Annotated in this window: 14 protein-coding genes and 1 pseudogene; 2 read left to right on the forward strand and 13 right to left on the reverse strand. The window is 35.1% G+C overall.

Going from position 1 to position 16,644, the window contains the following annotated elements:
• Positions 1-729: 729 nt before the first annotated feature.
• Both codY and hslU read right to left on the reverse strand, forming a co-directional pair.
• A complete protein-coding gene (codY, locus tag BKP37_RS11700; protein WP_071309770.1) occupies positions 730-1,509 on the reverse strand; it encodes a GTP-sensing pleiotropic transcriptional regulator CodY in 780 nt (259 codons plus the stop codon).
• A 28-nt stretch (positions 1,510-1,537) separates the two neighbouring features.
• Positions 1,538-2,935 (reverse strand): ATP-dependent protease ATPase subunit HslU, encoded by a 1,398-nt coding sequence (gene hslU / locus BKP37_RS11705; protein ID WP_071309771.1) that lies wholly within the window; start codon positions 2,933-2,935, stop codon positions 1,538-1,540.
• 204 nt (positions 2,936-3,139) lie between these two features.
• Between hslU and BKP37_RS19695 the strand changes: the two are divergent.
• Positions 3,140-3,253 (forward strand): annotated as a pseudogene (locus BKP37_RS19695) (IS4 family transposase); the annotation flags it as partial.
• Positions 3,254-3,388: 135 nt separating this feature from the next.
• The gene (locus BKP37_RS11710; RefSeq protein ID WP_071309772.1) at positions 3,389-4,504 is read left to right on the forward strand and encodes an IS4 family transposase; all 1,116 of its coding nucleotides are present in this window, start codon (positions 3,389-3,391) and stop codon (positions 4,502-4,504) included.
• 461 nt (positions 4,505-4,965) lie between these two features.
• Here the strand turns inward: BKP37_RS11710 and hslV are convergent, their stop codons facing one another.
• The 11 genes from hslV to BKP37_RS11765 form a co-directional block, all read right to left on the reverse strand.
• Positions 4,966-5,508, reverse strand: a complete 543-nt coding sequence (gene hslV / locus BKP37_RS11715; protein WP_281243051.1) for an ATP-dependent protease subunit HslV — start codon at positions 5,506-5,508, stop codon at positions 4,966-4,968.
• Between the two features lie 40 nt (positions 5,509-5,548).
• Positions 5,549-6,454, reverse strand: a complete 906-nt coding sequence (xerC, locus tag BKP37_RS11720; protein ID WP_425424990.1) for a tyrosine recombinase XerC — start codon at positions 6,452-6,454, stop codon at positions 5,549-5,551.
• Between the two features lie 61 nt (positions 6,455-6,515).
• Positions 6,516-7,823, reverse strand: coding sequence for an FADH(2)-oxidizing methylenetetrahydrofolate--tRNA-(uracil(54)-C(5))-methyltransferase TrmFO (gene trmFO, locus BKP37_RS11725; protein WP_071309774.1), 1,308 nt, complete (start codon positions 7,821-7,823; stop codon positions 6,516-6,518).
• Between the two features lie 256 nt (positions 7,824-8,079).
• Positions 8,080-10,149 carry a type I DNA topoisomerase gene (gene topA / locus BKP37_RS11730; RefSeq protein WP_071309775.1) on the reverse strand — a complete coding sequence of 690 codons (2,070 nt, stop codon included), beginning with the start codon at positions 10,147-10,149 and terminating at the stop codon, positions 8,080-8,082.
• A gap of 191 nt (positions 10,150-10,340) precedes the next feature.
• Positions 10,341-11,207, reverse strand: a complete 867-nt coding sequence (gene dprA, locus BKP37_RS11735; RefSeq protein WP_071309776.1) for a DNA-processing protein DprA — start codon at positions 11,205-11,207, stop codon at positions 10,341-10,343.
• A 58-nt stretch (positions 11,208-11,265) separates the two neighbouring features.
• Positions 11,266-12,171, reverse strand: coding sequence for a succinate--CoA ligase subunit alpha (gene sucD / locus BKP37_RS11740; protein ID WP_071309777.1), 906 nt, complete (start codon positions 12,169-12,171; stop codon positions 11,266-11,268).
• Positions 12,172-12,189: 18 nt separating this feature from the next.
• Positions 12,190-13,350: an ADP-forming succinate--CoA ligase subunit beta gene (gene sucC / locus BKP37_RS11745; protein ID WP_071309778.1), complete on the reverse strand. Its 1,161-nt coding sequence runs from the start codon at positions 13,348-13,350 to the stop codon at positions 12,190-12,192.
• Positions 13,351-14,129: 779 nt separating this feature from the next.
• Positions 14,130-14,372 (reverse strand): DUF3905 domain-containing protein, encoded by a 243-nt coding sequence (locus BKP37_RS11750; RefSeq protein ID WP_084034675.1) that lies wholly within the window; start codon positions 14,370-14,372, stop codon positions 14,130-14,132.
• On the reverse strand, positions 14,323-14,508 hold the full coding sequence (locus BKP37_RS20130) for a hypothetical protein (RefSeq protein ID WP_071309780.1): 186 nt from the start codon (positions 14,506-14,508) through the stop codon (positions 14,323-14,325). Before BKP37_RS20130 ends, BKP37_RS11750 begins: the two co-directional genes overlap by 50 nt.
• A 442-nt stretch (positions 14,509-14,950) precedes the next feature.
• A complete protein-coding gene (locus tag BKP37_RS11760; protein ID WP_071309781.1) occupies positions 14,951-15,235 on the reverse strand; it encodes an EscU/YscU/HrcU family type III secretion system export apparatus switch protein in 285 nt (94 codons plus the stop codon).
• The gene (locus BKP37_RS11765; RefSeq protein ID WP_071309782.1) at positions 15,232-16,548 is read right to left on the reverse strand and encodes a hypothetical protein; all 1,317 of its coding nucleotides are present in this window, start codon (positions 16,546-16,548) and stop codon (positions 15,232-15,234) included. Before BKP37_RS11765 ends, BKP37_RS11760 begins: the two co-directional genes overlap by 4 nt.
• Between the last annotated feature and the right edge of the window lie 96 nt (positions 16,549-16,644).

Raw genomic sequence — 16,644 nt, forward strand, 5'->3', positions numbered from 1 at the left:
ATTTTTCCAACCAAAGACCTACGAGATCTCGAGCAAATAGTACCAGTAATCTTACATACCCTTACACTCATTATACTTCTCATTAACATATTAATTAAGGAAAACAATTTTCCATTTATATAGTCGAACTTCAAACAGTGGGGACTCACTGCCTTTGTAAGAGTGGGATAAAATAATTGTAAAGAAAACACAAAAAAAAAACACAAAAAAATTTGTATTAATTTGACAGAACACGCCTAAAGATAGTCACTATTTACTATAAATGAAAATAAATAAATTGGCTACAAAAAATCCTACTTTTTTCTAACTAACAAACTTCTATTATATAAAGTTATTAGTTAGAGCTTCATTAAACCAGAAAAGCTTTCCCTACTTGTGAATGTATAAGATATATCTACAATCCTACATTTTTTCTCATCTATATTCTGCAATTTGGGTGCGAATTACAATTGCCTCTAATGGGTATAATAAAACTATCCTATTTAAATTAACTAACAATAACGATTCGACACGATTAAAATACTAATAGTTGAAACCGCTCTGTTCCAACTAAATATAGTTTGATTTCTAAGTTAATGAATTACTCAATTAGACCCTCAAAAATATTTAAAATCAAAACAAAAAAAGGCGCCAACATCTTTATTAGATCATTGAACTTAAAAAAAGGACAATGATCTTCACTTATCGATGTTGACCCCATTTTTTTGATAGCAGTTCTATTTTGACTTGCTATTTCGACTTTAATTTCTCTAGTTCAAATAAGAATTTATCATTTAGAACTTTAATATACGTCCCTTTCATTCCTAATGAACGAGATTCAATAACACCCGCACTTTCGAGTTTACGTAAAGCATTAACAATGACAGAACGAGTAATACCAACACGATCAGCAATTTTCGAAGCTACTAGTAACCCTTCATTTCCTTCTAGCTCATCAAATATATGTTCAACCGCCTCTAATTCACTATAAGATAAAGACCCAATTGCCATCTGAACTACCGCTTTACTTCGTGCTTCTTGTTCGATTTCCACTGTTTTTTCATGTAGAATTTCCATCCCAACTACCGTAGCACCGTATTCAGCAAGAATTAAATCATCATCGTTAAACGAATCAGTTAATCTCGCTAAAATCAGTGTTCCAATTCTATTTCCCCCACCGTTAATTGGAACGATTGTGGTTAAACCCGTATTAAAAAGGTCCTTACTTTCAATTGGAAAAGCGGTGAATTCACTATTGATATCTAAATTTGAAGATGTTTCTGTAATCTTAAATAAGTTTGTCGTATATACTTCAGGAAATTGACGATCTTCTAACATTTTTTTTATTCTTTCATTTTCGATTTCCTGTTTGATAGAAAATCCTAATAATTTCCCACGACGACTTACAATAAATATATTTGCTTGAATGACGTCACATAGTGTTTCAGCCATATCCTTAAAGTTAACTGGTTGCCCAGCAGTGTTCTGCAACATATCATTAATTCTTCTTGTTTTCGTTAATAAATCCATTTACTAAATCCTCCTAATTGATTGTCTATTATAAGATGTATTGGCTCAAGTCTCGGTTTTTCGCAATAGTTGCTAGCTTCTCATCAACATATACAGGAGTGATTACAATTTCTTGTAAATTAATATCAGGCGCTTCAAAAGACAAGTCTTCTAGAAGTCGTTCTAGAATAGTATGAAGTCTTCTAGCACCAATGTTTTCTGTATCTTGATTTACTTCTGTTGCAATTTTTGCAATTCTTTCAATAGCATCGTCAGAAAATACAACTTGTATACCTTCAGTCGCAAGTAATGCTTGATATTGTTTAATTAAGGCATTATTTGGTTCTACTAATATTTTTATAAAATCTTTCTCAGATAAATTAGCTAGTTCGACTCTAATCGGAAATCGTCCTTGTAATTCTGGAATTAAATCCGACGGCTTAGCCAAGTGGAAAGCTCCTGCTGCAATAAAGAGCATATGATCTGTGCGAACAGGACCATACTTTGTAACTACCGTTGAACCTTCTACAATTGGTAATATATCTCTTTGAACACCTTCCCTTGAAACATCTGCTGTTGACTGGTTCCCTTTACCAGCAACTTTATCAATTTCATCTATAAAGATAATACCCAATTGCTCCGCACGTGAAACCGCTTCCTGAGAAACTTCATCCATATCAATAAGTTTTGCAGCCTCATCCTCAGTTAGAACTTTTCTCGCTTCTCTAACAGTTAGCTTACGCTTCTTTTTCTTCTTAGGTATCATACTACCAAGCATTTCTTGCATATTCATTCCCATTTGTTCCATTCCTGAACCTTGGAACATGTCAAGAAAACCAGCAGTTTGCTCTTCTAGCTCAACTGTTACGAAATTGTCTTCAAGTTCCCCAAGTGCTAGTTGATGTTCAATTCTTCTCTTCCGATCCCTAATAGCAACTTCTTCGCTATTATCGAGAGGTTCTGATTGATCTTGATTCTGAGCTCCAAAAATCATTTCAAAAGGATTTTTGTAGTTTGTCTCTTTCTTTTTCGAAGGAACAAGTAAACTTACGATACGCTTGTTTGCATTTTCTTCTGCTTTACCTTTTACTTTTTTCATACGGGCTTCTTTAACTAAACGAATTGAAGTTTCCACCAGATCCCGAACCATCGATTCTACATCACGACCAACATATCCTACCTCAGTAAATTTCGTAGCCTCAACTTTTACGAACGGTGCACCAACGAGCTTAGCAAGTCTTCTAGCAATTTCCGTTTTACCTACTCCGGTGGGACCAATCATTAAAATGTTTTTCGGGGTTACTTCATCTCGAAGCTTTTCATCTAATTGACTTCTTCGATATCGATTTCTTAGAGCAATAGCAACCGAACGCTTCGCCTTTTCTTGGCCAACTATATATTGATCTAACTTTTCTACAATTTGTCGAGGTGTTAAATGATTTTCCATACCATCGCTCCTCTTTCTATTTTTTCAAAAAATCAAAAATGAAACTTGTATGTAAACAATGAATCACTAGTGTTGCACTAATTTTGTTTTACTATTAAAAACATTCGAAATCTTCAATAAATTATTTTATGCAAAGAAAAAGTCCTTTATAATGGATAAGTCAGGTGGTAACCCGTCCAAATCCACTAATAAAGGACACATCTCATGGACAAGATTACACGAAAAACTTCATTTGGACAATGGTTTTCACCAATAAATCTTGAATTATTTGAAGAACAGGTGAAAACACTGAAATTAGATTTTTATACGAAANCACTAGTGTTGCACTAATTTTGTTTTACTATTAAAAACATTCGAAATCTTCAATAAATTATTTTATGCAAAGAAAAAGTCCTTTATAATGGATAAGTCAGGTGGTAACCCGTCCAAATCCACTAATAAAGGACACATCTCATGGACAAGATTACACGAAAAACTTCATTTGGACAATGGTTTTCACCAATAAATCTTGAATTATTTGAAGAACAGGTGAAAACACTGAAATTAGATTTTTATACGAAAAAATTAACGACTGAATCATTTTTAAAATTATTTCTTTATGCCCAGTTACAAGAAGTCGAGAGTCTCCATGCGCTAAGTGATTGTCTTTTTGATGACCAACTTCAAAAGGCGATTGACCTTGATTCAATCAGTATTTCACAGCTGTCACGGCGCTTAAATGGTATGAACCCAGATCTATTTCAACGTCTATTCCTTGATTTAGTCTCACAAATTCATGTCAAAACGCACTATACAAAACTGATCATGCCTTTAAAAATCATTGATTCGAGCACATTGCCACTTAATTTAACCAACCATAGGTGGGCAAAATTCCGCAAAACAAAAGCGGGAGTGAAATTGCATCTACGCCTTGTGTTTATGGAAAAAGGGATTTCCTATCCAGAAAAAGCCATCATGACAACCGCAAAAGAACATGATCGTGGCCAGCTTGAAATCATGGTCGATGACAAAGAATGCATGTATGTGTTTGACCGTGGCTATTTAGATTACGAGCGCTTTGATCGCATGACAGATGATGGCTACTTTTTTCTCTCTAGGCTAAGGAAAAACGCTATCGTACGGGAAGTTTATGATTTTAAGCTACCTGAGAATTCGTCTGTTTTGTCGGATCAAATGGTGTTAATTGGTACGACTCAAAACCGTGCTGAAAATTACTTTCGCCTTTTAAAAGTGATAGATTCAAAAGGAAATATCCTTCANCTCATCACAAACCGTTTTGACTTAAGTGCAGAAGAAATTTCAGAGATGTATAAGTCACGATGGGCAATAGAACTGTTTTTCAAATGGATCAAGCAACATCTCAACATCAAAAAGTTCTATGGTCAAAGCGAATGGGCTATTCAAAATCAAGTGTTTATCGCACTTATTGTTTTTTGCCTGCATGTACTTGCACAGATGGAAACAAAAAGTAAGCGAAAAACATTGCAAATTAGCCGATATTTAAAGGCTACTTTGTGGAAACCAGCGCATATCTGGCTTCGAAAGATTGAAGGGAAAGCCCTCCCTTAATACGCAATTTGTCGTCGTTGCACCAGTCTAATTGTAAATAAATTTCCAAATGGATGGAGCCATCTTTAGTTGGGTATTAACTTTTTTGGCTCTAAACAAAGAANTAAGCGAAAAACATTGCAAATTAGCCGATATTTAAAGGCTACTTTGTGGAAACCAGCGCATATCTGGCTTCGAAAGATTGAAGGGAAAGCCCTCCCTTAATACGCAATTTGTCGTCGTTGCACCAGTCTAATTGTAAATAAATTTCCAAATGGATGGAGCCATCTTTAGTTGGGTATTAACTTTTTTGGCTCTAAACAAAGAAAATAATTAAACTGAAAATTATGACAATATTTATACAACGCTAGTGACAATGAATAGAACAATATTAAATATTTTAACATCCAAAGATTTGTACATATTAAAGTGCTAGTAAGCATCCTTATTAATCGAAAGCAGCTAACTCTCTACATACTGACTTAAAGCTCTTCTAATACAATGTTATTATTTGTGTATACACAAATTTCTGCAGCTGTTTGTAAAGCTGCCATAGCAATTTCCTTAGCTTGTAATTGAGGAGCATGTTTTTTTAACGCTCGCCCTGCTGATAAAGCATAATTCCCACCTGAACCTATAGCTAAAATTCCATCATCCGGCTCGATCACTTCACCAGTTCCTGAAACTAAGTACAGATTATCAGCATTAGCAACAATTAACATTGCTTCTAAACGTCTAAGTACTTTATCACTCCGCCATTCTTTCGCTAATTCAACTGCTGCCCTTTGCAAATTCCCATTATACTCTTCTAATTTCGCCTCAAACTTTTCAAACAATGTAAAAGCATCAGCAACTGATCCTGCAAATCCAGCCAACACTTTCCCATTATATAATTTACGAACTTTCCTAGCTGTATGTTTCATTACAACAGCGTTTCCAAATGTTACTTGCCCATCGCCACTCATAGCACATTTCCCATTATGGTGAATAGCAAATATAGTTGTAGCATGAAAGCTATGTTCCACTAGAATCCCTCCATATACTAGAAAACTAACTGTTTGTTTATCATTTCGCTCTTGGATGAGTATTATTATACACATGCTTTAAATGCTCTTTTGTTACGTGTGTATAAATTTGGGTAGATGATAGATGAGTATGCCCTAATAATTCTTGCACGCTTCGCATATCTGCACCTTCATTTAATAAATGCGTTGCAAAGGTGTGTCTTAAAACATGGGGACTAATTTTTATCTTAGAGGCAGTCTTATCAACAATACTTTGTAAAATTTTCCTAACTCCACTTCTTGTAAGATTCCCACCAGAATAGTTTAAAAACAGGGTCTTACCTTCGTGTTTATCGCCTTTCAATAATTTCATCCTACCATCATTCATATACATATGTATAGCATCTATTGCATAACTTCCTAACGGAATAATGCGTTCTTTCCTTCCTTTCCCAACAACCGAAATAATACCTATTTGAAAATCAATATCTTGAATACGTAAGCTACAACACTCACTAACTCGTATTCCCGTCCCATACAGAAGTTCTAATAACGCCTGATTTCTTTGACCTAACGGTGTTGAAATGTCAGAGACTGAAAATAACTCATTTAGTTGATCTTCATAAAGGAAGGTTGGTAACCTTTTTTCTTGTTTTGGAACGGAAGCAGACGCAAACGGATTTTCGCCAACTATTTCTTCTACCAATAAAAAATTATAAAAGCTACGTAGACTTGAAATTTTTCTTGCAACCGTTTTTCTTTTCCACTTTAATGCATACAATTCAGTTAAATACAGACGAACAAATCCATAAGAAACAGCAGCGTAACTAGAAATGCTATGCTGCTTCATGAAAGATGAGAAATGTTCAATATCTTTTTTATAATTGTATACAGTGTGTTCCGAATAATTCTTCTCTATTTGCAAGAACCGAATAAACGTTTTCAACTGGTCTACTTGATTTGACACATGACTCACCTCACTATAGCCTTTAAATAATACCATAACTTTATTTGGAACACAAGGAAATTTACAATCTTTTCGAAAAATTCTGAATTGTGTCTAAAGCTCTAGTAGCTAATTGTTCATATCGTTCCTTTTTATTTTTTATTCTTGGTTCAATAGGTGGTAGCAATCCAAAGTTTGCATTCATTGGTTGAAAGTTTTTTTCATTTGCTGTAGTAATGTAATTGGCCATACTACCTAATATCGTTTCAGGTGGTAATACTATTTGCTCTCTCCCAGTTACATACCTAACAGCATTCATCCCTGCTAATAATCCACTAGCTGCAGATTCTACATATCCTTCTACTCCAGTAATTTGCCCAGCAAAGAAAAGATCCTCCCTACCTTTATATTGATATGTTGGTAAGAGAAACTTTGGTGAATTAATAAACGTATTTCGATGCATAACACCGTATCTTACAATTTCAGCTTGTTCAAGACCAGGAATAAGTTGAAGTACTTCTTTTTGTGGGCCCCATTTTAAATGAGTTTGGAAACCTACAATATTATAGAGTGTTCCTGATTGGTTATCTTGCCTAAGCTGTACTACAGCATATGGACGTTTACCCGTTTTTGGATCTTCCAAACCAACTGGTTTCATCGGTCCAAATAAAAGCGTTTTCTTCCCTCTTTTTGCTAGTACTTCAATTGGCATACAACCCTCAAAGAAGATTTCCTTTTCAAACTCTTTTAAAGGAACCGTTTCTGCACTTATCAGCGCCTCGTAAAATCGATCAAATTCTTCTTCATTCATCGGACAATTTAAATAAGCTGCGTCACCTTTATCATAACGTGATTTTAAATACACTTTTTCGCGATCAATGCTTTCTACTTCAATAATCGGGGCTGCTGCATCGTAAAAATATAAATATTCTTCACCAGTAAGCTCCTTTAGTTGTTTAGATAACGCTTCTGATGTTAAAGGTCCAGATGCTATGACTGTGGGCCCTTCTGGGATTTCAGTTACTTCTTCTGCGATCACTTCTACTAACGGGTGATTCTTTACTCGCTCTGTTACTAGATTGGCAAATTCATGGCGATCAACAGCTAAAGCTCCACCTGCGGGTACAGCACAATCATCAGCTGATTGAATGATGACAGAGTCTAATTTCCTCATTTCCTCCTTTAATACACCAACTGCATTTGATAATGCATTCGATCTTAGAGAATTACTACATACTAGTTCTGCAAATTTATCTGTATGATGAGCAGGCGTATTCTTTACAGGCCTCATTTCAAATAAACGAACCGGGATATTGGCTTTAGCAATTTGCCAAGCTGCTTCACTTCCTGCTAATCCAGCACCAACTACATTTACTTTAGTTTCTGACAAAATTAATTCCTCCATTATATGATAGTAAAACTTAGAATTACAGGTCTTACTAGCGAAAAACATTTAATATCTATACTTGACTTGATCAATTAAACGAAATGAGAACTCGTTCTAGCTTCGCTAGAACATCGGAAATTCAGATGGAGTCTCAACTCCACCTGAATGGAAGTTCCCACCTACGCTACGCTTAGAGGTGGGGGTCTATGACCCTTAAGTACAAATCAGTTGATTAAATAACTGACGAAGAAGAACCAAATTAATTGGCTTCTTCCTCGTAATCACACTTTGTACAATGAACCTGTACCCCTTTTTTCGATTTTTTTTCAACTAGCATGGAACTACATTTCGGACAAGGTCTTGAAATTGGTTTATCCCATGATAGAAAATCACACTCAGGGTATTGGTCGCAACCAAAAAACGTTCTACGTTTCTTGCTCTTTCGCTCAACTATATTGCCATCCTTACAAGTTGGGCATTTAACCCCTATCTCTTTTACGATAGCTTTCGTATTTCGACAGTCTGGAAAATTCGAACAAGCCATAAACTTTCCATACCTACCCATTTTATAGACCATTTCATGACCACATAACTCACAATCTTCACCGGCAGGTTCATCCTTAATTTCAACTTCCTTCATTTCCTCTTCAGCAATTTTAAGATTCTTTTCAAAACTGCTATAAAAGTGACCAATGATATTTACCCAATCGGTCTGACCTTCCTCAATAGCATCTAAATCACTTTCCATTTTTGCTGTAAACTCAACGTTTAATATTTCCGGAAAAAATTCTTCTATTAATTCCAGAACAATTTCACCTAGTTCGGTGGGTACAAATCGTTTATCTTCAAGAGCCACATAACCTCTTCGTTGAATTGTATCTAACGTCGGGGCAAATGTAGATGGTCTACCAATCCCTAACTCTTCCAATGTTTTTACTAACCTAGCCTCTGTATAACGTGGTGGTGGCTGCGTAAAGTGCTGATTCGGTTCAATCGCTTCTTTTGAAACGACCATTCCTTCTTCAAGAAGGGGTAATAGACGATCTTCTTCTTTTTTCCCATCATCATTACCTTCAATATATACCTTCATAAAACCAGGAAATTTAATCTTTGACCCTGTAGCACGAAATAGAACGCCTTCATTGGCTATATCTACACTCATTGTGTCTAGAACCGCTGGTGCCATTTGACTGGCCACTAAGCGTTCCCAAATTAATTTGTATAGCCGTAATTGGTCTCTACTTAAATAACCCTTGAGTGTTTTTGGGTCTTTGAACACAGATGTAGGCCTGATCGCTTCATGTGCATCTTGGGCTTTCTTATCCTTTTTTACTTGCCTTTTGTCTTTCAAAAGATATTCTTTTCCGTAGCTAGCTTCAATGTACTCAGCAGTCTCTTTTTCAGCTGTTTCTGAAACTCTAGTAGAATCTGTTCTCATGTATGTAATTAAACCAATTGTACCTTCTTTGCCTATATCAATACCTTCATAAAGTTGTTGAGCGATCATCATTGTTTTTTTCGCTCTAAAGTTTAATTTTCTTGCAGCTTCTTGCTGAAGTGAAGATGTAGTGAATGGCAATACCGGATTTCGCTTACGTTCTCTCTTTTTTACATTTTCTACGCTAAATGATCCTTTTAACTTATTAAGAATCTCGTTTACATCAGCCTCTGAATTTAACTCTACTTTTTTATTGTCTACCCCATAAAACTTTGCTTCAAAAATTTCTTCTTCAGTTTTAAATTTAGCAGTTATTGACCAATACTCTTCAGGAACGAAAGATTGAACCTCTTTTTCACGGTCGATAATCATTTTAACTGCAACGGATTGAACTCTTCCAGCACTTAATCCTTTTTTTACTTTCTTCCATAACAATGGGCTGATATTGTAACCAACTAGCCGATCTAGAACACGTCTAGCTTGTTGCGCATCAACTAAATCCATGTTTATTGGCCTAGGTGTTTTAAAAGCATCTTTAATTGCTTGCTGTGTAATTTCGTTGAATACTACTCGACAGTCTGATTTTTCATCAATTTTTAAACTGTTTGCTAAGTGCCAAGCAATTGCTTCTCCTTCTCGGTCAGGGTCAGCCGCTAAGTAAACTTTCTTTACTTTTTTTGCAGCTGCTTTCAAATCTTTTAAAATTGGCCCTTTTCCGCGGATCGTAATATATTTAGGACGATAATTTTCTTCGATATCGACTCCCATTTGACTTTTTGGTAAGTCAATCACATGCCCCATAGAAGCTTTTACCGTATATTTTTTCCCTAAATACTTCCCAATTGTTTTTGCTTTAGCGGGAGATTCAACGATTACTAAGTAATCTGCCATCTATTGTTTCCTCCCCCTTCTGAGGTAATTTAAATCTTCCCTATTATCAACCACTATTTTGCTTTTTGTCAAATATAATTATGACAAAACTTCCATCTTTTTCGAAAAATAAGGAAATTTTATTACATAATAATATGTTTTAATTTATCGAAATTGATTTTTTTAACACATTTTTACTTTATTATACTCGCTTACCATTCATTTAAAACATCATTACTACATTTTGTCAACTTAGCACCTTGTTGAATTAACAAATGTGCACCTTCTGACCGCTCGTCTAAAATAGATCCTGGAACAGCAAATACTTCTCTTCCTTGTTGGAGTGCTAAATCAGCAGTTATTAGAGATCCGCTTCTTTCTCGGGCTTCAATAATCAATGTTCCTTTTGATAATCCACTGATAATACGATTTCTCATAGGAAAGTTCCATTTTTGAGGTAGGTTGTTAGGCGGAAATTCAGAAATTAAAAGATGTTCCTTAGAAATAATTGAGGCTAATTTTTGATGACAACGAGGATAAATATAGTTAAAACCTGAACCTAGTACAGCAATTGTCTTTCCTTTACCATGAAGTGTTAATGCATGTGCTCTAGCATCAATACCAACAGCTAAACCACTGACAATCACCCAATTTTCTTTTATTAATGGCAGAACAATTTTATCTAGACTTAACAATCCGTTTTTGGATGGATCCCTCGTCCCTACTACACTTATTTTATTCTCTGCATGAAAAAGGGATAAATCACCTTTACAGTAAAGCACCCAAGGCGGATCATAAATTTGTTTTAATAAGTCTGGGTACGTTTGGTCAAAAATGGTGACAACATGGACATCTGTTTGATGAAATTCTTCTATTCTTTTTACTAGTTCTCTTGAATGCAAATCTTTATATAGACTCTCTACTTGGTAATTTCTCAATGAAAATATTTGTTTTAGCTGCTCTTTATTAAGCCGATAAATTTTTTCTAATGAAGAGTCATATTGTAAAAATTTATTTAGCGTCTGCCATGTCACACCCTTACATGAATGAAGATGAATTAGACGTTTTCTCACACTCATACATATCACAACCTTTTCATAATAAAAATACGGCTCCAAATAAGAGGAGCCGTTTATCTTACTTATGAGCTATACATTTTTCTAACAAGTTGTTTTTTTCTAATGCAGTAATCAATGTTTGCCCCATAACGGCGGGAGTTTCAGCTACTAATACACCGCAACTCTGAAGTGTTTTAATCTTTTCAACTGCAGTACCTTCTCCCCCTGAAATAATGGCACCAGCATGGCCCATCCTTTTTCCGGGTGGTGCAGTTTGACCACCAATAAAACCTACAACTGGCTTTGTCATATTCTCTTTAATCCATTCGGCAGCTTCTTCTTCTGCTGTACCACCAATTTCGCCAATCAAAATTACAGCATACGTTTCTTCATCTTCATTAAATAATTTTAACACATCAATAAAATTTGTGCCATTTACTGGGTCACCACCAATTCCTACAGCTGTAGACTGTCCAATCCCCTTTGTGGACAACTGATGTACTGCCTCATAGGTTAGTGTTCCAGAACGTGACACAACACCAACATGACCTTTTTTATGAATGTAACCAGGCATAATCCCAATTTTACACTCATCAGGGGTAATAACTCCAGGGCAGTTCGGCCCTATCAAACGACTATTTTTTCCTTCCATAAAACGTTTTACCTTTATCATATCTAACACTGGAATTCCTTCAGTTATACAAATAACTAAATCTAGACTGCAATCAACTGCTTCCATTATAGCATCTGCCGCAAATGCTGGTGGAACATAAATAACAGAAGCATTCGCATTGGTTACTTTAACGGCATCAGATACCGTATCAAATACTGGAATTCCTTCAATTTCTGTCCCACCCTTACCAGGTGTAACGCCACCTACAATATTAGTTCCGTACTCAATTGCCTGCTTTGTATGAAATAAACCAGTAGCACCAGTAATCCCTTGAACAATGACTTTTGTATCTTTATTAATTAGAATACTCATGCGCTCCTCCAACTCCTTCTATTTAACTAGAGATACAATTTTTTTTGCTCCATCAGCCATCGAATTTGCTGATGTGATGTTTAAACCTGACTCATTCAAAATTTTCTTTCCAGCTTCTACGTTTGTTCCTTCTAAGCGAACAACTAACGGAAGATTTAAATCAACTTGTTTGGTTGCTTCTACTATCCCTTCAGCAATTACATCACATTTCATAATTCCACCAAAAATGTTAACAAAAATACCTTTCACATTTTCATCTGACAAAATTAATTTAAATGCTTCCGTTACTTTTTTTGTTGTTGCTCCACCACCAACATCAAGAAAGTTTGCAGGTTCTCCATGATAATGTTTAATAATATCCATTGTAGCCATTGCAAGGCCGGCACCATTTACCATGCAACCAATATTACCGTCTAATGAAATGTAGCTTAAATCGCTCTTCGATGCTTCAATTTCCTTTTCATCTTCCTCATCTAAATCACGATATGCTAATATATCTTTATTTCGATAAAGTGCATTTGAATCAAAGTTAAATTTCGCATCTAAAGCCATAACATTCCCATCTTTAGTAATAACTAGTGGATTTATTTCCGCGATTGAACAATCTTTTTCTATAAAAACCTTATAAAGTCCTAGCATACATTTTACAGTTTGACCGATCAGTTCATTTGGTATATTTATGTTAAATGCTAACCTTCTTGCTTGGAACGCTTGTAAGCCAACAACTGGATCAATAATCTCCTTAAAAATTTTCTCAGGCGAACACTTTGCGACTACTTCTATTTCCGTACCACCTTCTTCAGAAGCCATCATAACAACCTTAGATGTAACTCTATCTATAACCAATCCAATATAATATTCATTTTTAATGTCGCAACCTTCTTCGATAAGTAGGCGTTTAACTACTTTACCTTCCGAACCCGTTTGGTGAGTAATTAACGTTTTACCTAGTATTTCACTAGCATATCTATGAACTTCATCAACACTTTTTGCTACTTTCACTCCACCTGCTTTGCCTCTTCCCCCCGCGTGGATTTGTGCTTTAATAACCGTTACCGTTGACCTAAGCTCAGTTGCGGCTTTAACTGCCTCATCCACTGTAAAAGCCACTTTTCCATTGGGTACCCTAACACCGTAACTACGTAGAATTTCTTTTCCTTGATATTCGTGGATATTCATCTCCAGCCTCCTATCAAATCCGATTAATAATATGTTGATTATACTCAATTCTACCACTAAAATTAAAGATTAAAACGAAGTCTATATTAATCTGTAGCAATCTTCACTTAATCTTATTCTAGTACGGTGAATAAAAACCCTCTTTCCCATAAAAAAGTTGCGAAATTTTTTAAAAGTAAGTATTGATTCCGAGGGAAAAGTATGTTCTGAAGAGGATGCCTTTTATGCTCAACGCCCTCTTACCGAGAATGTATGTTCTTATCATATTATAAAGAGAACGTTTTGGGCTAACACCCAACCGAAATTCACCTCCCCCTTGACTACACATTCACACATCTGAAGTGATCGAGCCCATGGCGCCTGGAGCTAGACAGTTTCCAAGTTAGAAATTTATAAATTCTGATACTGTAAGAAAAGCGCAAGCGCCTTGGTCACGAGCGAAAGGCACTGGAAGGTCAGTAAGTAGCGGTCTGCTCTTTGACCGCACTATGTGCTTCTGCGTCTGACAGCAATACTTCGAAGTAGGCTTCCTCGAAGCAGTGTTTTGTGCGACGAGTAATCGCAGGAGCAATTGTTTTTCGTGCGACGAGTAATCGCAGGAGCAAAGCTGCATGAAGCTATTCAGAGACGTTAATCAAGTAGTTATTGAAGTCAGTAGCTTGACTTAAGTGACCGAGCTCGTAGGCTGCTTGCGCTAGACAGTTTCTAAGTTAGAAATTTATAAATTCTGATTATATTAAAAAAGTAGGATTTCTCCTACTTTTTAAGATGAAAAGTTTCTATTCTTTTTTAAAATTTCCATAACTAACATTTATTGTCGGGTGCATAAACATATGATAAGGATGTTCTTTTTTTACACTTATTTCTTCACATTGGTGTTCTTCAAAAAAATCTAATTGTTCAAGAGGAGCGTTTTCTTCCTGAGCCCAATGATCTCCAGACATAATAGCAGGATCTACATTCACACTCCAGTTATCTAGGGGAGTCTTTGGATTTGGATCGAACTTTCTTCTTTTCTTCATCTTTCTTCACCTCTCTTTCATTATTTTTCTTTTTCCCTATACTTGCACTGATTTCCCGTTCCATTATCGGACGATGAATACCAAATTCCTCGGCGATTTCCTCATCAGAAAAGTTCTGTAGATTTGTAAAAAGCACAAAAAACACCTCTTTCATAAACAATGTTTTCGGTGATATCTTTCCCAAAAACATTAATTATTAAGATAAGGTGTTGACATATTTGTTATCTAAACATTATAAAGCTAAACTATTTTCAGTGTCGATTTTCCTTCGTCCCCATTGGTAGTTAGTTTAATTTATACCATAGTTATTCCATATCCGACTTTAGGGATAGAATTCCCCCACCTAAACTTTTCAATTTTTCTTAAGTATTGAGGCGGGGGTCTACTGAATCTTAAGTGGGGATAAATTGACTCTTCCTTCTTTCCACTACTAAACGAAAAACTTAATGAATTATATAGAGTAATTCCATAATTACCAAAATCGATCCGAACAAATCTATACCTAGGTGAGAACTCAATAAATTCAGTAACTTGTAAGTGTGAAATTTATATAATTCAAATTCATTAGATAGTCAATGTTATTTCGATGTATCTTTTACACTTTTATCAATTTGATATACAAAAGCAAATATCTCTGCAACTACTTCGTATAATTCCTTAGGAATTGTTTCATTTATTTCTAATTGACTTAATAATTCAACAAGACTTGCATCTTCTTGAACGGGGACGTTATGCTTTTTCGCTTCATTTAATAGCTCTTTTGCTACATACCCTTTTCCTTTCGCAAGAACACTTGGAGCTATATCATTATCAACATTATACTTTAAAGCAACAGCTAACCTTATATCAGTTTTTTCGTTCATATTCGTATATCCACTCCCTGGTACACTTTCGAGGTTTGAACATATGTGCTTTCTTGACGTAAAACATTTCCTTTATCCTTCGCCTTTGATTGAATAGATTGTGACCATTTTATAGAAGAAAGTTGATAATCTAAATTTAATAATCCTTCTTTCAATAAAGGCTGTAAATAGGAAATTAACTTTATTGGTTTTTCATTTTCATTTATTATATGAAGTGAAACAATTCGATTTTGAATTTGGACATCGATAACCGTTTCTTTCAAATGCTCTAAATTAATATAAAATAAAATTCTACAATGATCAGGGTTTAGCTCACCATTCCTCTGCTTTTTGCCCTGCCATTGGATAGATAAATCTGTTGGTATTCCGCTTAATACCAACGGAATCGCAACTGCATAATTCGAAATTGGACCTTCATGATTTACTGATAACAATTGTTGTGCTGTGATTCGATGTAAAATTGAATTAATTTTTTCCTCCAGTTTTCCAGGTAGATATATCTGTTGTGATTTAATAAGTAATGATTTTAATTGCAAAAGAACCCCTTCTCTATTTTCCTCATTTTGATTTATAGATTGAAGGACATCACGTTCGTATTGTAATCCAATACGAGTAATAAGCGTTGCGATTGTAGTAGGGAAATGCTTCACTTCATTCTGGTCATCTTTAATAGTTGATTCTTTTAAGATTATTTGAATAGTATGATGAAGTTGTTGTAAGACAGGATGATTTCCTTTAATCACTTGTAGCATTTCAGAAAACTCATGTAACTGAATAGATAATCCCTTCCCTTCAATAACACTTTTTACTGCAAGGAAAGAATCTGATGTAATTGGCAAATCTCTTTCTATTAATACCTTTAGAATTGCTAGTCCATCTTCCTTAGGTATTTTGACATTTTGTAAAATCTCAACTCCATGCTTCATTTGAGCTACCGAAAAAGCAATCTCTTCTTTTGCTAAGTAATTTATAACCATTTCGGTTAATCTATTACTTGACACACCAATTCTACTAAATAAATTTTCACTAGCTCTACTATCACTTTTTCCGTTTTCTCTAACACTTTCTATCACTTTTAATTTGGATATTCCATCTCCAGGCTCAACTTGGAACCAGTACCGCTTATCTACTGTTAGTGCCGCTTCTAACCTTGCCGTTAGTGTTACTCCATTCATTTTTAAAGTCGCTAGTTGCCCAGGGTATATTTTAATAATTTTACCGTTAAAAATTTGTCCAGAAGTTAAAGAAATAGATTTTTGATGGATTGGGTCTAAACCATTTATAAACGAATCAACCATAATAGACTGAAACACGCTTTACACCACCTGAAGAAAACTTTTATTAATGAGTAAATCTCTTAATTGCCAAAACAGATCCGCATAAAGCTATATATAGTTACGGACGATGTA

It is taken from the genome of Anaerobacillus alkalilacustris (assembly GCF_001866005.1).
GTDB classification, from domain to species: domain Bacteria; phylum Bacillota; class Bacilli; order Bacillales; family Anaerobacillaceae; genus Anaerobacillus; species Anaerobacillus alkalilacustris.